This window comes from Streptomyces coelicoflavus, assembly GCF_045041415.1.
In the GTDB taxonomy this organism is placed as follows: Bacteria; Actinomycetota; Actinomycetes; order Streptomycetales; family Streptomycetaceae; genus Streptomyces; species Streptomyces coelicoflavus.
Genome location: NZ_CP108218.1, coordinates 4,033,898 through 4,052,961, shown reverse-complemented (window position 1 = coordinate 4,052,961; position 19,064 = coordinate 4,033,898). Strand labels below are relative to the sequence as shown.

Here is a 19,064-nt window from a genome sequence, read left to right as displayed (position 1 = left end):
CGAACCGTGCGTCAAAGCCCTTTTGCTTCCTGGCCGATGTGGATGACACGGCCGTGTGAGCGGCACAGGCAGGCGGCGAGTTTGCGGATCGACCAGTGGGCGAAGGGCTGACCGAGCTTGTTGGTGCGGGTGGTGGCCGCCTGAACGACGAAGTCCTGCGACTACCGGGACGCGGTTCCGCCGGCCGAGACCAGCGGCATCATCGCCCGTCGGCAGCGCACCGAGTTGGTACTTCCCCGGCGCACGATCTGCTGCAGCCTCTGCCTTTCATGATCGGCCAGTCTGCGCACCCACACAGTCTCGGCCACCGGACCTCCGGCGCTCGGAACCGACGTCACCGCCCATCCAACCGCCCAACCACCAACCCGACGAACGTTCCCGGTGCAGCACTAGTCATACCGCTCCGGACCGCCGCCGGCGTATGGCCGTCCTCGGCGAGGGCATCGTTGTGCGGTGGGAACCCCGAGCAGCCTCGTCAGTCCTCAGTCCCGCCGCTCGGGTTTCCTGTCGGCGTGCCCGGTCCAGCGGCTGGACTCCAGCCACGAGCGGGCCGGCTCCGCCGCGCGCGTGGTGTCCACCGTGAATTCGAGGCGCGTCCCGCCCTCGTCACCGGCCGGATAACTGCGCTGTTCGGTGGCGGCGAAGCAATGACGGAGGACCTCCGCCACACGCCGGGCGGCGTCGGGCGAGGCGGCGGTGACGTGGACCTCGGCGTAACCGCGCGAGGGGACGTCGGGCGATTCCATGGCGACCTCGATGTGCGGCGGGACCGGAGCGGCGATCACTTTACTCCGATCACGTAGTCCTGCCCCATGTTCCGGCGGCCGCCCCCGGTGAGCGTCAGCGTGGCGCGTGACCGCCGCGTCGGGTGAGGGGAGGTCTCCTCGATGATGCGCGTGATGGTGACGGTTACGAGGACGTCCTGCGGAGCGGTCCACACGCCGGGGCCGGTTCCGTCGTCCGAGGGACCAGTGCCTGTACGGCGTTCCGGGCGCGGGTGCGGACGCCCGGACGGTGGCGAGCGCGTGGTGGCCCGCGGTGAGAACACAGCGGATCTCGATCTGCCAGGAGCCGCCGGTGCGTCCACGACGGGCGCGGACGCCGGGGCCCGGAGCCCGGGTCGGGGTGTCGGCGGAACGACGTGTGTGAACGGCGGCGTGGGCCAGCGGACGGCCGGTACGTGCTCGCTCCCGCACGTCATACAGCAGGTGACCGGATGGGAGCCGTTCGTCGCCCGGGAACCGCGCATCTCTCGGCCCCCTCCGTTCCCTCACGCCCACCACTCGCGCGATCTCCTCGTAGCGCAGTTCGTGCAGCTCTCGGAGGATCCAGCAGACGCGCTGGTCGTCGGGCAGGTTCCCGAGCACCCTGGACAGGGCGGCGGCCGCCGCGGAGGTCTCCGCGCTGCTGGCTGGTTCGCCGGTCGCGTCGTGGGCCGAGGGCTCGGCGACGGTGTCCAGCGGGACGGAAGGCGGCCGCCGGTGCAGGAGGTTGAGGCAGCGATTGGTGACGACGCGGTACATCCACGTGTGGAAGGCGGCGTCGCCCCGGAAGCCGGGGAGGTGTCGCCATGCACTGGTGAATGCTTCCTGGACGACCTCCTCGGCGAGCACGGGCCGCGTCGCCGCTTGAGGTGAACTCGCACCGTCCGACCGGGGCCGATGACGCGCACTCCCGTACGGTCCGGTATCGCCTACCGGCCTTGTTCCTCGTCCTCCTCGTCCTCCTCGTCTTCGTCCTCCTCGTACGGAGCGTCGGCGTCGTCCGCGTCGCCTTCGTCGTCCTGCTCCCCGTCCTCTTGCTCCTCGTCGTCCTCAAGACCTTCTTCGTGCGACCGGACCACCTCGCCGTCGCGGATCTCGCCGCGCCAGCCCTCCAGGTCCTCGTCGTCGGAGAGAGTGACGTACCGCAGGAAGTGCTTGAGGTCGAGGCGCAGGCGGCGGCCCTGTGCGCGCCAGATGTTGCCGGTCTTCTCGAAGAAGCCGGACGGGTAGTACTCGACCACGGCGACGACCCGTGTGAGGTCCGGAGTCAGCTCGTGGAAGCTGACGGCCCCGCGCGTGGTGCCTTTGCCGCCTTCGGAGTTCCAGACGATGCGCTCGTCGGGCACCTGCTCCTGAACGGTGGCCTTCCAGCTACGGTTGGAGAAGGCGATCTTGGCCTTCCAGTCACTCTCGGTCTCGTCCGACTGCGAGACGCTCTGGACGCCCTTGGTGAAGGAGCTGAACTCCTCCAGCTGGGTCCAGCGGTCGTACACGGTGCGCAGCGGCTTGCCGACGTCGACGACCTCGACGATGTTCGTGACCTTCACACTCCCCGCCTTGCCGCCGCCGCCGAACGCGCCCTTCACGGTGTCGGCCACCTTGTCCTTCACGTCGCCGGCCTTCTCGCCGAGGAACGCCTTGACCGGCGACTCCCCTTCGCCGAGTACGCGTTTGCCGACGTTGAGCAACGTGCTGTTGCCGTCGCCCACGTCCCCCAGGCCCTGCGCGAGATCGCTGATCTTGTCACCGGCCTTGTCCACCAGACGCTGGCCCTGCGCCGCAGCGAACGCGGACAACTGCTCCTTGAGCTGGTCCATGCCGGAAGCGCCGGCATGGGAGGCTTTCTCCGCCGTCTTGGCCATGACCTACCTCCTTCGGCCGCCTCGGTTGGATGCCTTGCCGGAGGCGAGTTTCTTCTCCGCGGGCTTCGAAGCGGCGCTCTTCCTCCCGGCGGGAGCCTTCTTCGCCGAAGGGGTCCGGGATGCGGACCCCTTCGCCGGGCTCTTCTTCGCCCGGGTCCGACGGGGCGGCACCTGGGGGTCGTCCCCTTCCTCTCCTCCGGTGCCCTCTTCCTGCCCTTCTTCGTCGTCCGGTTCCGCTTCCTCGGACGGTCCCTCGTCCTCGTCGCCGGGCCGGCCCACCAGAGAGTCGGTGCGCTGCCTCAACGAGTCGGCCAGCGCACCCAAGCGGCGGTCTGCGGTCGCAGACAGGGCGGACCGAGCCGAGTCCTTGAGTTCCCCGCGCACCTGGTCCAGCAGCTGCGTGGCCTGCGGACTTCCGAATGCCTTGCGCAGTGCTCGGTTGATCAGCTCCTTGGGACTCAGCAGTCCTTGTCCGGCGAGTACGGAGGCGACCCCGATGGCGACTCTGCCCTTCTTGGTGCGACCCAACGCATATCCGGCCGCGAGGGCGGCGGCGAGCGTGGCTTGCGTCTCGGTATCCATGAACGGCCCCAAGTACGGTCAGCGAATCATGCTGTTCAGGTCGCACGCGTCCTTGCCGTTCGGCCCGTGAGCGCCCCCGCCCTGCGCCCCGGCTGGACAGCCGCGACCCCTATCCCCACCCTCCTCCCACATCCGCGCGCCCGCATCTCACCGGAGGCCGGGGCCGGGGGCGGTCGCTGAGCACAGCACAGCCGCCGCCCAGTAGGCCCGAAGAGGTGTCCCCCGCAGCGGTGTCCCGGCCTGGTGGAGGCTGACGAGCACTGGCCGGTACGAGGCGACCAGCCCGTCTCGGCATAGTCGTCGCCCAGTTCCCGACAGTACTGCCGGACGATGGCGCGGGCCTCGCGCAGGTCGGGGCTGGGCATGCTGGTGAACAGATGGTGTTCGATCTGGTGGTCGAGGCCGCCGAACGCGAGGTCCGAGAACTGGCCGCCGTCGACGTTGCGCGAGGTGGTTTGACGTGGTCATGGGGGGCGAAACTCCTCATCAGCGGGCGGATGACACGGAGCGCCAGTGCGAGCAGGGACCGGCGCGTGCACGGCGGTGCCCCGGGGGGACGTGTGCCCGTCCTTACACCGGTTCGTGCCTGTGGCGGCACCTGTCACCGTTGGGTACGGGTCCCTCGCCCATGGGCCCCACCTGTCCGCGCGGTCCCGCCGCCGTCGTCGGGCGCGGGCTTCGGACTTCTCCGTCGTTGTCGGGCACGCGGTCGTCCAGCGCGGTGGCCATGAGGACAGCGGCGGCTTCCTCGGTCGCGTCCGGGGGGCCACGAGCAGAACCCGGCGGCCGATACCGGGGGAGAGCAGGGCGTCCCGCTCCGGGGCGTGCGGCGAGGCAGGGGCTCTGTGCAGGCGTACGACCTGGTTGGCGACGAACATGCGCCCCGGTGCCGCCGACCAGGCCGCGGCGTCCGCGATGACACCGGTGATGTCGCCCCACGCGCTCGGCAGCGCGGCGAGCATCTCGGGGAGCTGCGTCAGGAGGTCGTACCAGCCCCCGCCGACCTGCGAGCCCGCGAGTGCGGGCTGGGGTGCGCAGGGCGAACTCAGGCTCTCGGCTCGGCGAGCGAGGAACTTGAGGCGGCCCACCACAGTTGACCTGCGCAGGTCTTGTTGCGCGGCGATGGGCGTGAGTGCTTGGCGATACCTGTTTCGACGGTGTTCGTCCATGCTGAAGGACACGGTATGTATAGAACGTCGCGACAACGCGCACGCGGCCGTGACGGCGAGGACCTCGGTGATTCTGGGATTCCGGCCGCTGTCAGCCGAGGAGTACCGTGAAAGCAGGAGGACGGTTTGCCGTTCCTGGGAGGCAGGCGAGTGCGATGTCCGACCCCGACCCCCCGCGGGTGACCAGGCTCCTGCCCGACGCCGTGCACCAGGCCGTTCCACGACCGGGAAGCGCGGTGGTGCGGCTTGAGACGACCCGTGACCGGAAGGGTGCGCTCGATGGCGCGTGGTGGCCCCGTTCCCGCGACATCACCGGCGAACTTCCCAGTCTCGTCTCCGCGCTGTCCGAGTATCTTGGGCCGATCACACGTGTCGGACTGGACAGTGACGCCTGGGACGGACTGCCGACGCGGATGACGATCGACGGCCGCGTCGTCCACATCGATTCCTTCCCGGTCGGAGACGACACCGTCCTCATCACCCGGGGCGCCAATGATCTCTTCTCGCTGCTGGTGGTTCCGCCGCACACCGCGCTCGACGCGGCGCGTGCCGCCATGGCCGCGGCCGTGCGCGCCGGCAGTCAGACGCCGGCGGAACAGATCCTCATCGACACCGGTACGGAAGGCGTGGGCCCGGGGCAGGCCCCCCACGCTCTTCTACACCACGGCCGCCATGAGCCGGGCCGCTGACGACGCGCTCGTCGGGGGCGGCACCACGAGGAGATCCCAACGGCCCGCGGTGTAGGACTGCAGCAGGATCCTGTGCGGGTTGAGCAGCTCGGCGAAACGGTCGACCGCCACCTCGTAACCATTGACGACGACCCCACCGCGCGGGACAGGCTGCCAGTGGCGGGGATTGACGGCCACGTGGGTGAGTCGGCCCCACAGCGGATCGATCACGTCGGCGAGTTCGCCGAGTTCCCGTGCCAGGTCGCGGGTCCGTGGCCACCAGGCGCCGTCCGGGCGGCCGAAACGGCTGGCGGATCCGAGGACGAGGCGCGCGGCACGTGGCCGGAACGGTGCCGTGTGCGGACGGAGCGGCGTGGTGTTCAAGGTCATGATGAAAAGCCTGACTGCGGGCCTGCGTCGACCGACGGAGCGCCCGGTGGTGGGTGATCGAGGGCGGGACCGGCGGCGCCGGTGCGCGAAAGCCCTCGACGTCTCAGGCTACTCCTCGATGCGCCCGGACAAGAGGCATCGGCCTCATCGGCTGGACTCCAGCACGACCGGGCCGGGTGCGCCACACGTGACGTGTGCCTGGGGGCCTCCAGGACGTCATGACGACCCTCGGCGTACGACCCGCTCGGGCGCCGCGAAGAGTACGCTGAACCCACCGGGGACACTCCGCGCACGGACATACGCGCCTGTGCCGTTCTCGGTGATCGAATACGCCGGGTCGGCTCAGGCCCGCCCGGGTCAGGTTCGCGTGATGACTGCGACCGTCTCCCCTCCGCTGACGTCCCAAGACCGGCGCCCCGCGTCGCCTGTGCGTATGTCACTCGCTCCCGCCGGTTCCGCACCCGCCCTGCTGGATGGCGCCTGGTGGCCGCGTTCGCGTGATCTCACCGCCGAACTGCCTGCCCTGGCGTCCGTTCTCGATCCGCTGTGGGGGCGGATCACGCGGGTCACGGTGAATCCCGCCCAGTGGCCGGTCGTCCCGCGCAAGGTGCCTGTCGCCGGGCACGTGGTGAAGGTGGGCTGGTTCCGCTTCGAGCAGGACGAGCACGAACTCCTGTTGCTCTCCTACCACGCGGGTCGCTGGAACCTGCTGGTCGTTCCCCCGCGGACGGATCCGGCCGCGGCCACGTGGCTGATGGCGGCGGCCAGTGACCCGCGCCGGACCTCCTCCGCGAGCAGCCTGGTGGCGGAGGCCGCGCGTCTGGCGGTGACCGCAGAGTCCGACCGCACCGGGGAAGCGGTGTGGGAGTCCGAAGGGGGACACGGAGCCGGTGCTCTAGTCCTTCCCGCGTGGGACCGGGCGGTCACCGAGGCGTCGGCGGACCTGCCGGAGAGGGCGTGAGGACCGTGGACATTGTTGTGACGGTGATCGTGCTGCTGGCGGTGATCGCGGCAGGTGCGTTCCTCATCCACCGGCTGAACTCTCAGCACGGGGACAGGGGCGCCGCCTTCCACTACGGCCGTGGCGGTGTCGTCGCGACCGACCGGAAGACCGACGAAGGGCCAGCCGTACGCCGACGGGGCTCCGCCGCGAACGACGCCGGCGAACGCCGGGACCGTGGGGGCGGCCGACACGGACGGTTGCGCCCTCGGCGCCGTACCCACGGCGTATCGGCGCGTTAGGCGCGGGCGCGGGTCCGTCGGAGCGGGGCGCCGGCTTCGTGGAGGCTGGTGAGCGCCAGCCGGTAGGAGGCGACCAGGCCCGTCTCCGCGTAGTCCACACCCAGGTCCCGGCAGTACCGCCGGACGATGGCGCGGGCCTTGCGCAGGTTGGGGCTGGGCATGCTCGGGAAGAGGTGGTGCTCGATCTGGTGGTTCAGACCGCCGAGCGCCAAGTCGGTGAGCCGGCCGCCGTTGACGTTGCGTGAGGTGAGCACCTGGCGGCGGAGGAAGTCGGGGCGGTCGTCGGCCGTCAGGATCGGCATTCCCTTGTGGTTGGGTGCGAAGGCCGAACCGAGGTAGACGCCGAACAGGCACTGGTGGACGGCGAGGAAGGCGATCGCCATCCCGGGCGGCAGGACCCAGAACAGGGCGGCCAGGTAGACGGCGCAGTGCGCGAGGAGCAGAGTGCCGTCCAGTGCCCGGCGTTTGAGCCGACGGTTGGCCATGGCCCTGCCGCTTGCCACGTGCAGGTTGAAGCCTTCGAGCGTGAGCAGGGGAAAGAACAGGAACGCCTGCCAGCGGCCGAGGAGGCGGGGCAGTCCGGTGGCGGCGCGGGCCTGGTCCGGGGACCAGACGAGCAGGTCGGGGCCGATGTCGGGATCGAGGTCCTCGGTGTTGGGGTTGGCGTGGTGGCGGGTGTGCTTGTCCTGCCACCAGCCGTAACTCATGCCGATCGACGCGCCGGCGATCCGTCCGGACAGCTCGCTGGCCCGGCGGCGGCGGAACACCTGCCGGTGGGCCATGTCATGGGCGACCAGGGCGACTTGCCCGTACATGACGGCCAGGAACGCGGCGATCGCCAGTGTCCACCAGGAGGCGCCGACGAGGACGAACGCGGCCCATCCGGCGGCGTAGAGCCCGGTCACCGCAGTGATCCGTGACGTGTAGTAGCCGGGGCGGCGTTTCAGCAGTCCGGCATCCGCGATCTTCTTCGACAGCCGGGCGAAGTCGCTGCCGGGAGTGTCGGAACGTGTGGCGGTGGTGGTGGCCGTGGTCATGAGGAGGTCTCTCTGAGAAGCGGGCGGATGACTCGGATCGGCCCCCAGGGCGAGTCGGGCACGGGGAGCGGGGGCGTACACGGACGTGCCCGCGGCGGCCCCTACCACCGAGGGGCGCGGGTCCCCCGCCCGGCGGGTCTCACACGGCCGCGCGGATCTGCCGCCGTCGTCGGGGACGGGGGCCGCGCTTCTGCGCCGGCGCCGGGCCGTCGGTCGTCCAGGGCGGCGGCCGTGAGGAGAGCGGCCGCTTCCTCCGTCGCCTCCGGCGGGATCACCTGCAGGTCCCAACGGCCGAGCCCGGGAGAGAGCAGGACGACCCGGTCCGGGGCGTGCGGAGAGGCGGGGGCCTTGTGCAGGCGTACGACCTGGTTGGCGACGAACATGCGCCCCGGTGCCGCCGACCAGGCCGCGGCGTCCACGGTGACGCCGGTGATGTCGCCCCACGCGCTCGGCAGCGCGGCGAGCATCTTCGGGAGCTGTGTCAGAAGGTCGCGGGAGTGTGGCCACCACACTCCGTCGATCCGGCGCGGCAGCGTGCCGTGCGGTGCGAGACGCAGGCGGACGAGGGGGAGGGGCAGGGCGGGCGGTGCGGTGGGGAGTGCGGTGATCACGTGGGTTCTCTCTGACGAGGTGGGTTGCCCGCCTGTTCGGCGGGGCACGGCGGCCTGCGGTCCGCCTGCCCTGCCGGGGCAGCGCCGGAGGTGGCCGGGGGATCCGGGTGCTGGAGGTCGTGCTTGGCCGCTCTTGCCGGAAGGAAGGCGCCGACGACCAACACGAGTGCGCGGGAAGAAACCCGGCGGGCGTATGCGCGGTGGAGGGGAGGCCCTCCCGCGTGATGAACGCCGGTGGATAACCGAGGGTGGAGCCGGTCCGCCACCGGCGTGCCTGATGCCCTCGGTCTCGTCAGCGTACTCCCCGGTGCGTAAAGACGGCGTGACAGCCGGTCATCGGCGCCTTGGGAGCGGTGGGCGCCTCCGCGGCACCGGCCCGGACCGACGGCCACGACGTCTCATGGCGGCGGTACGCGCAGGGCGAGCAGGGCCACGTCGTCGGTGCTGCCGGGCGGCAGGTGGGCGAGTAAGTCTTCGCACAGCCTGTCCAGCGGTTCGTGGACGAGTGCGAGGGCGTGCCGGCGCAGCTCCTCCAGGCCCGTGTCGAGGTCGCTGCCCGGTGTCTCGACGAGCCCGTCCGTGTACAGCAGCAGGGTGGAGCCGGGTTCCAGGGGATGCATGGCGTTCGGGCGGCCCGCGCCGCCGACGGGCCCGGTGCCGAGGAGCAGTCCCTGGCCGGCTTCCAGGTAGCAGGCGGTGCCGTCCGGGGAGAGGAGTAGCGGAGGCGGGTGCCCCGCGCTGGTCCAGTGGAGCGTCCACGGCCCCGTGTCCGGGTCGCCCTCGACGCGGGCGAGGATCAGGGTGGCCAGCGGGACGGTGGTGATGACCGGCATGGCGGCGTCGAGGCGGTCGACGACGGCGCCGGGCGGTCCCGTGTGGTCCCAGGCCAGTGAACGCAGCATGCCGTGCAGTTGGGCCATGCCGGCCGCCGCGGTCAGGTCGTGGCCCACGACGTCACCGATGACCAGGGCGAGCGCGCCGTCCTTCAGCGTGAAGGCGTCGTACCAGTCCCCGCCGACCTGCGAGCCGGCCGGGGCGGGCTGGTAGCGGGCGGCCAGCCGGAGGTGGCCGGGCCGGGGCAGCGGGGCGAGCAGGTTGCGCTGCATGGCCTCGGCGACGGCGCGCTGACGGCCGTAGCGACGGGTGTTGTCGATGACCACGCCGACCCGGCGGCCGACGTCGCTTACTGCCGCCAGGTCGTCTTCGTCGAAGGGGTGCGCCGGGTCGGTGCGCACCACCGTCAGCGCCCCGGTGATCCGGTCCCGGGCTCCGAGCGGCACCGTGACGACGGAGCTCGCGCCCACCGCCGTCAGGAAGTCACTGTGCAGAGCCGCCAGCGGAGGACGTCCGGCGGTCGGCATGGCTGCCACCCGCTCCTGGAGTACGGATTCGCCACCGGTCAGCACCCGGTCCAGCGGAGAGTCCTCCCCCTCACCGGCTTCCTCCCGGGCGGGTTCGCGCCGGCTCTGGAATCCGGCGTCCTGTCCCTCCGGGCCGGTCACCGCCACCCGGTGGACCTCGCCCGAACCGGTCAGTAGGTCCACCGCCGCCCAGTCGGCGAGACGGGACACGAGCAGGCGGACCAGGCGGGCCAGCGCCTCGTCGGTCTCCAGGGTCTGCCCCAGGACTTCCGTGATCTCCGCGACCAGCGACAGCCGCTCGTTGAGGTCCTCCAGGGCGCGTGTGCGTGCCGTTCGCTCCCGGTGGATGCGGCGGTCCCCGGTGGCGTCCGTGAACAGCAGTGCCATGCCCTTGACGGAGCCGTCCTCCATCAAGGGGGACGCTGACCAAGTGACGGCCAGCAGGCGCCCGTCGGCCCGCAGGTATGTGCCCCCCTCCCCTTGCGCACCCTTCCCCTCGGCCAGCGCGTGGAGCAGTGGGCACCGGTCACGCGGCACCTTGTTGCCGTCCGCGTCCCGGTGCAGTAGATCGTGTGCGTCGGCGCCCCGCATCGCCGCGGTCGTGCGGCCCAGCAGCCGCTCGGTCGCCGGGTTCGCGGCGATCACCCGTCCGGCTGTGTCCAGCACCAGCACCGCCGTGCCCAGCCGCTCGACGACCCGACGCCAGAAACCCGGCTCGCCCACCGGCCACGCCCCCACGTCATCACCCACCGCATCGCGCACGGACCCTCCAGAGGTTCCCTTCCCGTCCATGGTGCTCCGACGCGGCCCTGCTCGCACGACACCGGGGCAGTCGGCGCACACGGTGCGGGCACGGCCCACGGGCCAGCCAGGTATGTCCGGACCAGGGGCAGTCGTCATCCCGCCGTCTGTCCAGACGCCGGGTCTCCCGGGCAGTTGGTCGGCTCGTCTGCGGCGAGCCGTACCCCGCGCCGTCCTCGCCCCGGTCCGTGAGGAGCGCAGCCCGGCCTGGGCACGGACGTCGGATGCACAGGACGACGGACGCGGCCAGAACCGTGACGAGGACGGCGAGGTCGCAGGCGACGGGATCTCCGGGATGCTGTTGGCCCTGCTGAGGTAGCGGAACCGGTCCAGCAGGCCGACGGGGAGGAAGTACAGGGCCACAGGCCGAGAATGGCGAACGCGTTCCTGGTGCAGACGATCAAGGCGTCGTCGCTGACCGTCAGGACGGCGAGCACACTGTTCACGACTACGACGGTGTTGCGGCGGCTGTGGGGCCGACCGCGATGATGACAGTCAAAGCCTCGGCGGTCGCGGGGGAGGAAGCCCGTGCCGAGTCGGGACAAGAGGTTTGTCCCGAGTCGGGACATGACGCCCGTCCCGAAAAGGGACAGCTAGAGACCCCGGAACAGTTCGGAGTCGCGCGCATGCTCAACAGGATCCGCCCGCTGACCGGCCTCCTCGCCGCGCCGGTCCAGCAGGCGCTGAGCCGCGACGCGGCGGCCGGAAACGAGCCACGATGGGAGGGGCCGACCGACGCCGCGGGAGGCCCGGCGGTTGCGCAGGCCGACTTGAACGGGAATCCCGGCGTGCGACTACTTCATGGCGTCCTCGATCGCCTCGAAGATGTCCGCGTCGGTCTCTTTCTGCCAGTCGGGCAAGTCCGGCCAGTCGGCGACGTAACCGGGCTTCGGGTCTTCGAAATGCTTGTACATCTGCGCGGTCCAGCAGGTGGTGACGAAGCGGCTCTTCTGCTCGCGGGTGAGGCGGGAGGCGTGGCTGTTGGTGAGGTCGAGGAACTGGCGCACCTGGTCATGGACGGCGCCGGCGGCCTGACGCTCCCACTCAGGGGTCTCTTACCAGGGGGTGACGTAGCCGGGCTTGGGCTCGCCGGGGAAGTGCTTGCGCACTCCGGTGATCCAAGCCTCGCGGAACAGTCGGGCGCCCTCGGACTGCGACATGCCTTCCCCTCTCGTCACGTCGTGCACAGTGCGTCGATCTCGGCGCCCAGCTCCGCCACACGAGCGTCGCGGGAGAGCGGGCCGAGGTCGGTTCGTAGCCGACCGAGCTGGAGGTAGCGCGCTCCGCGTTCCTCTGCGAGGCGGGAGCCGTCGAAACGCGGCCGGCCACCGTTGTGGGCCGCCCCGCTCAGGCCGGTCACCTTCTCCGCTTTGTCCAGGGCGCGTTCGCAGGCGGCGAGGTCGCCGAGGCCGGCGTACGCCTCGGCCTGGACGGCAGCGACCCAGGAGCGGGTGGACAGGGAACCGTCCCCGCGCCGTGCCACTTTCTCGGCGGCCGACAGCGTGCCGACCGCGTCGGCGCAGCGGCGTTCGTACAGATCGATGTAGGCGTGGCGGACGAGGGCACACGCCCACAGGTCGTAGGACTTCGCCTCCTGGCTGGCAGAGGCGGCGAGCGTGTAGGCGGCAACGGGAGGTCGCCGCCGGGCTCGACGATCTCGTGCGCGCCGAACGTGCGAAGCCCCACACCGACGACCGTGCGCACCACAAGGGGGAGGCGTCGGCGGGCTAATGGCGCGGTCGTGGTGCGGCAGTCGCCCACCGGTCTGGACAACAAGAAACCCCCGGGTCAATGACCTGGGGGTTTCGCATGGAGCGGGTGACGAGAATCGAACTCGCGCTCTCAGCTTGGGAAGCGACGGCGCTTCTTGGTCAGGAATGCTCCCACCTGCGGTTTCGTGGCTCGGGGTGCGACCTCTCGGGCATCTTTCACACCGCTGTTTACCGTTGTTGTCCGGTCGTATGGGCACGCTGTGGGCACGGCGCTGGGACGGCGGCGCTTCGCGGCCTTCGGCGGAGAAGTACCCCTGCAGGCGTCGTATCCCTGCCGTAGCGACTTGCGGTTGCACACTCCGGCGCCGGTCCTGTAGCGCCAAGATCACAAAAAGCCGCATATAACGTGCAGACTTCGATCTTTGCCGCGGGGAGCCTGGGGTCCTGGGCGAGGAGGCGGTAGATGGGGTGGATCTCGATGGGGCTCGGGAGCGTCGCGAGTGTTGTGATCCTGCGCATTCTGCTCCGGCAGGTTCGGGGGCTGTTGCTGGACATTGGCGACGTGGTGCGTGCGTGGACCGAGGTTTTGTCCAATATCGACGGCGGGAAAGGCCAGCGGGTTGGGTGCTGCGCCGGTCGCTACCGGTGTCCCGGCGCCGTGGAGGCTCCGAGGTGTTTGCACAGGCGCAGCTAGGCCGCTTCCGGGCATCCCCCTCGGCCCCGTGCTCGCCGGCGCCCACTTCAGGAGCGCACGAGGCGGGCGATGGCGTCGCTCGCTTCCTTCAGCTTGATGTCGCCGTTTCCGCTGCTGCCGTCCGCTACGGCGGTGCGTACGCAGGTGTCCATGTGTTCGTCGAGCATCTGCAGGGCGAAGGATTGCAGGGCGCGTGTGGTGGCGGAGACCTGGGTGAGGACGTCGATGCAGTAGGTGTCTTCTTCCACCAACCTCTGCAGCCCTCGCACTTGCCCTTCGATCCGTCGTAGCCGCTTGAGCACGTCCTCTTTCCGATTGCTGTAACTGGCCACGGGCCTCTCCCTGCTGCTTCATACGGGGTCAGTGCTGGTGATTGCTGCCGGTGTGCTCTTCGCCTGCCGTTGGCTTTGACGCACTGCCGGGTGCGGCTTCTCCGGTGCGGACGGTGAAGGCCGCGGTGCGGACGGTGCCGTTGTGCTGGAAGTCGAGGAAGAGGCGGTAGGTCCCGGCGCTGGGCGCGGTGGCGGTGAAGGAGACCTCGGGACCGGGCTTGGTGGCGCCGTCGCCGGGTTCGCCGTTGGGGTGGACGTGGAGGTAGGCGAGGTCGCCGGAGCGCAGGGCGACGAGGTGGCCGTAGGCGCCGAGGTAGGGCTCCAGGTCGGTGACCGGGCGGCCGTCGCGGCTGACGCCGAGGGTCAGCTCGCTCGCCTTGCCGGGGCGCAGGTCGCCGTTGAGGGTGACCGTGTAGCCGTCGACAGTGGTGGTGGCGGAGGGCTCGGGCAGGGCCGGTGCCCTGTACGCGCCAGAGGCGGCGAGGTCCGCGCCCAGGGTGAGGTTGGTGGCGTTCTCGGCGTCCGGGGTGAAGTCGGCGAAGACGCGGTAGGCGCCGGCGGCGGGCAGGTCGACGGGGGTGCTCCAGGTGCCGTCGGCGGCGCGGGTGGGGTGCAGGTGGCGGTAGGTGACCAGGTCGCGTGAGGCGAGGATGAGGTGGAGTTCCTTGCCGTGCTCGCGCCGGTAGGAGGTCACCTGCCGTCCGTCCCGGTCGCGGATGGCGAAGTGGAGTTCACTCTTCACGCCCGCGGTCACGCGGGATGTCTTGAGGTCCAGGGTGTATCCCGCCTCGGAAACCTGCAGGCCCGCCGGGGTCGGGTCCCCGTGGCCGCCGTGGCCGCCGTGGCCGGCGGGGGCCGGGCGATCGTGTTCTGAGTGGGCCGCCGAGTCCTGGTCCGCGGCGGCGGGGTCGATCGCCGCGCCGACGCCGTAGGCGGTACCGAAGGTGGCCGCGAGCGCGGCGGCGAAGACAGTGATCTTTACGCCGGTGTTCATGACGTGCCCTCTCGTTTCGGCGTTGCCGGTTTCTGCTGAACTGGCATCGACTATATACCCCCGGGGGGTATATGCAAGCGGTCCGGCCATGCTTGCTAAACATACCCCATGGGGGTATACCTAGTGAGGTCAGCGCTACCCCCGGGGGGGTACGCGATCGTCTCGCTTTTGGAGGAACCATGTCCTGCTGCACCCCTGACGGCAGCTGCTCCACCGGCACCGCCACCGCGACCGAGGGCATCGCCACCGTCTACAACGTCTCCGGGATGACCTGCGGGCACTGCAAGGCCACGCTCACCAAGGAGATCGGCGCCCTGGACGGTGTCCTGGCGGTCGACGTCGACCTTGAGGCCGGCCAGGTCACGGTCACCACGGCGGGCGAGCCCGACGACGCGTTGCTGGCCAAGGTCGTCGACGAGGCCGGCTACGAGCTCACCGGCCGCGCGGCCTGAAAGGCCCGCAACCGGCCGGGCCCGCCCCGGGCCCGGCCCCCTTCTCCACACCTTCCCTTTGCCCTCATCAGCCCGAGGAGTAGTGATGGCTACCACGGTCCCCGACACAGCCGAGGTGGAACTCACCATCGGCGGCATGACCTGCGCGTCGTGCGCCGCCCGGATCGAGAAGAAGCTGAACCGGATGGACGGGGTCACCGCGACCGTCAACTACGCGACGGAGAAGGCCAAGGTCAGCTTCACGGGCGGGGTGTCCGTGCCGGAGCTGATCGCCACGGTCGAGGCCACCGGGTACACCGCACGCGAGCCTGAGCCGGTACGGGCCGAGCCCGCGCCGGGGGCGGCGCGGGCCGAGGACGCGGACGAGTTGCGGCCGCTGCGGCAGCGGCTGGTCGCCTCGGTGCTGCTGGCCGTCCCGGTCATCGCGATGGCGATGGTGCCGGCCTTGCAGTTCGAGTACTGGCAGTGGCTGTCGCTGACTCTGGCGGCGCCCGTCGTGACCTACGCCGCCTGGCCGTTCCACAAGGCCGCCTTCACCAACGCCCGGCACGGCGCCGCCACCATGGACACCCTCATCTCGGTCGGCACCTCGGCGGCGTTCCTGTGGTCGCTGTGGGCGCTGTTCTTCGGCACCGCGGGCACGCCGGGCATGACGCACCCCTTCGAGCTGACCATCGCCCGCAGCGACGGTGCCGGGAACATCTATCTGGAGGCCGCCGCCGGGGTCACCGCGTTCATCCTGGCCGGCCGCTATTTCGAGGCCCGCTCCAAGCGCAAGGCCGGCGCTGCGCTGAAGGCCCTGCTGGAGCTGGGGGCGAAGGACGTCACCGTGCTCAGGGAGGGCCGTGAGGAGCTGATCCCGGTCGGTGAGCTGAAGGTCGGCGATCGTTTCCTGGTGCGCCCCGGCGAGAAGATCGCCACCGACGGCACGGTCGTGGAGGGCGCCTCGGCGGTGGACGCGTCGATGCTCACCGGCGAGTCGGTGCCGGTCGAGGTCGGCGTGGGCGACGGCGTCACCGGAGCCACCCTGAACGCCGGGGGCCGGCTGGTGGTCGAGGCGACGCGGGTCGGCGCCGACACCCAGCTCGCGCGGATGGCGAAGCTGGTCGAGGACGCGCAGAACGGCAAGGCCGCCGCCCAGCGGCTCGCCGACCGCATTTCCGCCGTCTTCGTCCCTGTCGTCATCGCCCTCGCGCTGGGCACCCTCGGCTTCTGGCTGGGCAACGGCGCCGGCATCACGGCCGCCTTCACCGCCGCCGTCGCGGTTCTGATCATCGCCTGCCCCTGCGCCCTGGGTCTGGCCACGCCGACCGCGCTGATGGTCGGCACCGGGCGTGGCGCCCAGCTCGGCATCCTCATCAAGGGCCCCGAGGTCCTGGAGTCCACCCGCAGGGTCGACACCATCGTCCTGGACAAGACCGGCACCGTCACCACCGGCCGCATGACGCTGCTCGCCGTGCACACCGCCGCCGGCACCGACGAGAGCGACGTGCTGCGACTGGCCGGCGCCCTGGAGCACTCCTCCGAGCACCCGATCGCACAGGCGGTGGCCACGGGCGCAGCCGACCGCGTCGGCACTCTGCCCGTCCCGGAGGACTTCGCCAACGTCCCCGGCCTCGGCGTGCAGGGCGTCGTCGACGGCCACGCCGTCCTCGTCGGCCGCGAGAAGCTCCTGCGGGAGTGGGCCATGAGCCTTCCGGCGGACCTGGCCCGCGCCAAGGCCGACGCGGAGACGGCCGGCCGCACCGCGATCGCGGTCGCCTGGGACGGCGAGGCACGGGCGGTCCTCGAGGTCGCCGACGCGGTGAAGGACACCAGCGCCGAGGCCATGGCCCGGCTGCGCGCCCTGGGCCTCACCCCGGTACTGCTGACCGGTGACAACCGGGCCGTGGCCGCCTCCGTCGCCCGCGAGGTCGGCATCGACCCGGAGCACGTCATCGCCGAGGTCATGCCCGAGGACAAGGTCGACGTCGTCAAGCGCCTGCAGGACGAGGGCCGTTCGGTCGCGATGGTCGGCGACGGGGTCAACGACGCCGCAGCCCTCGCCCAGGCCGACCTGGGACTGGCCATGGGCACGGGGACGGACGCCGCCATCGAGGCCGGTGACCTGACTCTCGTCCGGGGCGACCTGCGCGCCGCCGCCGACGCCATCCGGCTGGCCCGCAAGACCCTGGGCACCATCCGGTCCAACCTCTTCTGGGCCTTCGCCTACAACGTCGCCGCGCTCCCGCTCGCCGCCGCCGGGCTCCTCAACCCGATGCTCGCCGGAGCGGCCATGGCCTTCTCCTCCGTCTTCGTCGTCGGCAACAGCCTGCGACTGCGCGGATTCAAGGCCGCGAACTGACAACCGCTTCTCCTCCACAGCGCGGACGAGGGGCGGGCCACTTGGGGCCGCCCCTCGTTGTCCGTCTCGGTGCTCTCTCTGGGAGGGCTGCCGTTATGACTCACGAGAGAGGCCACGTGCGCAGCTGTCCCGGGCGGGTGAACGGCCTGCTCAGGGCGCAACGCCGTCTTTGTCGGGCCTGGTCGTCGCCGCATCACCCTCGGATTGGAATACCCCCCTCCGGTATGTTCTTATACCGGAGGGGGGTATCTGGGGTCGAGGTCGTTTCGGCCTCGTGAAGCTGACCCGGAGCCGAAGACTTGCGGGCACCGGATGAGGGAGACGACGTGACAACGACGACGAGGCAGCGGGCCGGGATGATCCCGTTGCTGGTCATCGCGACCGCCCAGCTGATGCTGGTGCTCGACGACTCGATCGTGAACATCGCGCTGCCGAGCATCCAGCGGGAGTTCGGCGTGACGGCGGAGCACCTGCCCTGGGTGGTCAACGCCTACATCCTCGCGTTCGGCGCGCTGCTCCTGCTCGGTGGCCGGATCGGCGACCTGTGGGGGCGCCGCCGCACGCTGCAGCTCGGGATCGCGGTCTTCGTGATCGCGTCCCTGGCGGGCGGGCTGGGGCAGAACGTCACCATGCTGATCGTCGCCCGTGCCGTGCAGGGCGTTGGAGCAGCGCTGACCGCCCCGAACGCGCTGGCCCTGATCGCGACCACCTTCCCCGACCGCAAGCTGCGCGACCTGGCGCTCTCCCTCTACGGAGCCATGTCCGCGCTCGGCATCGTCGTCGGACTGCTCCTCGGCGGTGTCCTGACCGACCTTCTCGACTGGCGGTGGGTGTTCTTCATCAACATCCCGTTCGGCCTGCTCGTCCTCCTCGGCAGCCGCAGCCTGGTCGCCGTCGGCCGTCACCCCGGCCGGGTCGGCACGGTGGGCGCGGGGCTGGGCACCGGCGGAATGGTCGCGCTCGTCTACGCGATCACGAGGTTCGGCGAGGACGGCTTCACCGACCCGGCCGCACTGATCCTCCTGGCAGCAGCAGCCGTACTGCTCGTCGCGTTCGTCCTCACCCAGGCCCGCAGTGCCAGCCCCCTGGTGCCGCTGAGCCTGTTCAGGGACCGCAACCGCTCCGGCGCCTACCTGACCATGCTGCTGCTGGCCATCGGCCCGATGGGCACGTTCTACGTCGTCACCCTCTACCTCCAGCAGGTGCAGCAGTTCAGCCCCCTTCGCACCGGAGTGGCATGGCTGCCGTTCGCCGCCGGACTGGTCCTCGGCGCTGGCGCCGCCCCGAAGCTCCTGCTGAAAATCGCCCCCCGCTTCGTCGCCGCCCTCGGCGCGCTAATGAGCGCGCTGGCCGCTTTCTGGTTCTCCGCGATCACCGTCGACACGGACTACTGGCTGCACCTGGCGCCGGCGATGTTCGTCCTCGCGCTCGGTTTCGGTCTCGGCGTCCTCGCCCTGACCCAGGCCGCGGTCTACCGCGTCGACGCGGACAAGGCCGGGATCGCCTCGGCTCTGCTCAACTCCGCCCAGCAGATCGGTGTCGCCCTCGGCCTCGCCGTACTCGCCGGAGTCGCCGCCACCGTCACCGCGCAGCCGGAGAAGGCCGCGCTGGGCACCGGCGAGGCACTGGTCGCCGGATACGGCACGGCCCTGACCGTCGCCGCGGGCATCCTTCTCGCCGCCGGCCTCCTCGCCCTCACCACCCTCAGCGCCCGCCCGGCCACGGAACAGGACACGCCTGAGTCGGCAGGCACGAGCCCCGCGCAAGGAAACTGACCGAACACTGCCCGCGCGCCGGAGTCACTCTGAAGTGATCAGAAAGGCTCGGTGCGCGGGCTTGGCCGGTGTGTCCGAACGCGTGCAGTGACGACTGCCGACTGCACACCACGACACGGGGTAAGGACGGGGGCTGGCCCTCCTGCACGGCGGTGACCCGGACCGCTGCAGCCTGCTGCTCGCCCGCCTACTCGCAGACGGCTCTTCCGTCATCCTGCCGGACATCCGCGATCACGGCTGCTCGACGTGTACCGACTCCGCCCGTCACACCTGG

The 19,064-nt window shown here is 70.9% G+C and carries 16 protein-coding genes and 4 pseudogenes; 5 read left to right on the top strand and 15 right to left on the bottom strand.

Features of this window, described 5'->3' with window-relative positions; translation table 11 throughout:
• Window positions 1–23: 23 nt before the first annotated feature.
• The 7 genes and pseudogenes from OHA99_RS17850 to OHA99_RS17820 form a co-directional block, all read right to left on the bottom strand.
• Window positions 24–308 (bottom strand): annotated as a pseudogene (locus OHA99_RS17850) (IS630 family transposase); the annotation flags it as partial.
• A 174-nt stretch (window positions 309–482) separates the two neighbouring features.
• Window positions 483–746 (bottom strand): hypothetical protein, encoded by a 264-nt coding sequence (locus OHA99_RS17845; protein WP_153181848.1) that lies wholly within the window; start codon window positions 744–746, stop codon window positions 483–485.
• A gap of 525 nt (window positions 747–1,271) precedes the next feature.
• Window positions 1,272–1,613 (bottom strand): annotated as a pseudogene (locus OHA99_RS17840) (RNA polymerase sigma factor); the annotation flags it as partial.
• 80 nt (window positions 1,614–1,693) lie between these two features.
• The gene (locus OHA99_RS17835; RefSeq protein ID WP_153178783.1) at window positions 1,694–2,626 is read right to left on the bottom strand and encodes an SRPBCC family protein; all 933 of its coding nucleotides are present in this window, start codon (window positions 2,624–2,626) and stop codon (window positions 1,694–1,696) included.
• A 3-nt stretch (window positions 2,627–2,629) separates the two neighbouring features.
• The gene (locus OHA99_RS17830; protein WP_030215022.1) at window positions 2,630–3,208 is read right to left on the bottom strand and encodes a hypothetical protein; all 579 of its coding nucleotides are present in this window, start codon (window positions 3,206–3,208) and stop codon (window positions 2,630–2,632) included.
• Between the two features lie 147 nt (window positions 3,209–3,355).
• Window positions 3,356–3,660, bottom strand: a pseudogene (locus OHA99_RS17825) (fatty acid desaturase family protein); the annotation flags it as partial.
• Between the two features lie 12 nt (window positions 3,661–3,672).
• A complete protein-coding gene (locus OHA99_RS17820; RefSeq protein WP_265592423.1) occupies window positions 3,673–4,170 on the bottom strand; it encodes a DUF5994 family protein in 498 nt (165 codons plus the stop codon).
• A 362-nt stretch (window positions 4,171–4,532) separates the two neighbouring features.
• On the opposite strand from OHA99_RS17820, the gene OHA99_RS17815 reads away from it, so the two are divergent.
• Window positions 4,533–5,066 (top strand): DUF5994 family protein, encoded by a 534-nt coding sequence (locus tag OHA99_RS17815; protein WP_030215019.1) that lies wholly within the window; start codon window positions 4,533–4,535, stop codon window positions 5,064–5,066.
• On the opposite strand, the gene OHA99_RS17810 is transcribed toward OHA99_RS17815, so the two are convergent.
• Complete coding sequence (locus tag OHA99_RS17810; protein WP_405696704.1) at window positions 5,034–5,435, bottom strand: DUF5994 family protein; 402 nt, start codon at window positions 5,433–5,435, stop codon at window positions 5,034–5,036. The two genes, OHA99_RS17815 and OHA99_RS17810, sit on opposite strands and share 33 nt — an antisense overlap.
• A gap of 370 nt (window positions 5,436–5,805) precedes the next feature.
• On the opposite strand from OHA99_RS17810, the gene OHA99_RS17805 reads away from it, so the two are divergent.
• Window positions 5,806–6,396: a DUF5994 family protein gene (locus OHA99_RS17805; RefSeq protein WP_366472330.1), complete on the top strand. Its 591-nt coding sequence runs from the start codon at window positions 5,806–5,808 to the stop codon at window positions 6,394–6,396.
• 277 nt (window positions 6,397–6,673) lie between these two features.
• Here the strand turns inward: OHA99_RS17805 and OHA99_RS17800 are convergent, their stop codons facing one another.
• From OHA99_RS17800 to OHA99_RS17770, 7 genes and pseudogenes are all read right to left on the bottom strand, one after another.
• Window positions 6,674–7,714: an acyl-CoA desaturase gene (locus tag OHA99_RS17800; RefSeq protein ID WP_366472329.1), complete on the bottom strand. Its 1,041-nt coding sequence runs from the start codon at window positions 7,712–7,714 to the stop codon at window positions 6,674–6,676.
• 101 nt (window positions 7,715–7,815) lie between these two features.
• Complete coding sequence (locus OHA99_RS17795; protein WP_405696701.1) at window positions 7,816–8,325, bottom strand: DUF5994 family protein; 510 nt, start codon at window positions 8,323–8,325, stop codon at window positions 7,816–7,818.
• Window positions 8,326–8,723: 398 nt separating this feature from the next.
• Window positions 8,724–10,448 carry a SpoIIE family protein phosphatase gene (locus OHA99_RS17790; protein ID WP_405696698.1) on the bottom strand — a complete coding sequence of 575 codons (1,725 nt, stop codon included), beginning with the start codon at window positions 10,446–10,448 and terminating at the stop codon, window positions 8,724–8,726.
• Between the two features lie 833 nt (window positions 10,449–11,281).
• Window positions 11,282–11,647, bottom strand: a pseudogene (locus OHA99_RS17785) (hypothetical protein).
• 14 nt (window positions 11,648–11,661) lie between these two features.
• Window positions 11,662–11,970: a hypothetical protein gene (locus tag OHA99_RS17780; RefSeq protein WP_405696696.1), complete on the bottom strand. Its 309-nt coding sequence runs from the start codon at window positions 11,968–11,970 to the stop codon at window positions 11,662–11,664.
• Between the two features lie 970 nt (window positions 11,971–12,940).
• The gene (locus OHA99_RS17775; protein ID WP_405696694.1) at window positions 12,941–13,225 is read right to left on the bottom strand and encodes a metal-sensitive transcriptional regulator; all 285 of its coding nucleotides are present in this window, start codon (window positions 13,223–13,225) and stop codon (window positions 12,941–12,943) included.
• 28 nt (window positions 13,226–13,253) lie between these two features.
• Window positions 13,254–14,219 carry a hypothetical protein gene (locus OHA99_RS17770; protein ID WP_405696692.1) on the bottom strand — a complete coding sequence of 322 codons (966 nt, stop codon included), beginning with the start codon at window positions 14,217–14,219 and terminating at the stop codon, window positions 13,254–13,256.
• 179 nt (window positions 14,220–14,398) lie between these two features.
• On the opposite strand from OHA99_RS17770, the gene OHA99_RS17765 reads away from it, so the two are divergent.
• From OHA99_RS17765 to OHA99_RS17755, 3 genes are all read left to right on the top strand, one after another.
• Window positions 14,399–14,671: a heavy-metal-associated domain-containing protein gene (locus OHA99_RS17765; RefSeq protein WP_405696690.1), complete on the top strand. Its 273-nt coding sequence runs from the start codon at window positions 14,399–14,401 to the stop codon at window positions 14,669–14,671.
• A gap of 85 nt (window positions 14,672–14,756) precedes the next feature.
• A complete protein-coding gene (locus OHA99_RS17760) occupies window positions 14,757–17,015 on the top strand; it encodes a heavy metal translocating P-type ATPase (RefSeq protein WP_405696688.1) in 2,259 nt (752 codons plus the stop codon).
• A 326-nt stretch (window positions 17,016–17,341) separates the two neighbouring features.
• Window positions 17,342–18,790, top strand: coding sequence for an MFS transporter (locus tag OHA99_RS17755; RefSeq protein ID WP_399681401.1), 1,449 nt, complete (start codon window positions 17,342–17,344; stop codon window positions 18,788–18,790).
• The last annotated feature ends 274 nt before the right edge of the window (window positions 18,791–19,064 follow it).

Bases quoted from the DNA above. Each gene is read 5' to 3' on its own strand.
- OHA99_RS17760 (WP_405696688.1), top strand. From the start codon at position 14,757: ATGGCTACCACGGTCCCCGACACAGCCGAGGTGGAACTCACCATCGGC.
- OHA99_RS17800 (WP_366472329.1), bottom strand. From the start codon at position 7,714: ATGACCACGGCCACCACCACCGCCACACGTTCCGACACTCCCGGCAGC.
- OHA99_RS17810 (WP_405696704.1), bottom strand. From the start codon at position 5,435: ATGACCTTGAACACCACGCCGCTCCGTCCGCACACGGCACCGTTCCGG.
- OHA99_RS17845 (WP_153181848.1), bottom strand. From the start codon at position 746: ATGGAATCGCCCGACGTCCCCTCGCGCGGTTACGCCGAGGTCCACGTC.
- OHA99_RS17770 (WP_405696692.1), bottom strand. From the start codon at position 14,219: ATGAACACCGGCGTAAAGATCACTGTCTTCGCCGCCGCGCTCGCGGCC.
- OHA99_RS17835 (WP_153178783.1), bottom strand. From the start codon at position 2,626: ATGGCCAAGACGGCGGAGAAAGCCTCCCATGCCGGCGCTTCCGGCATG.
- OHA99_RS17765 (WP_405696690.1), top strand. From the start codon at position 14,399: ATGTCCTGCTGCACCCCTGACGGCAGCTGCTCCACCGGCACCGCCACC.
- OHA99_RS17820 (WP_265592423.1), bottom strand. From the start codon at position 4,170: ATGCTCGCCGCGCTGCCGAGCGCGTGGGGCGACATCACCGGTGTCATC.
- OHA99_RS17805 (WP_366472330.1), top strand. From the start codon at position 5,806: ATGACTGCGACCGTCTCCCCTCCGCTGACGTCCCAAGACCGGCGCCCC.
- OHA99_RS17830 (WP_030215022.1), bottom strand. From the start codon at position 3,208: ATGGATACCGAGACGCAAGCCACGCTCGCCGCCGCCCTCGCGGCCGGA.
- OHA99_RS17815 (WP_030215019.1), top strand. From the start codon at position 4,533: ATGTCCGACCCCGACCCCCCGCGGGTGACCAGGCTCCTGCCCGACGCC.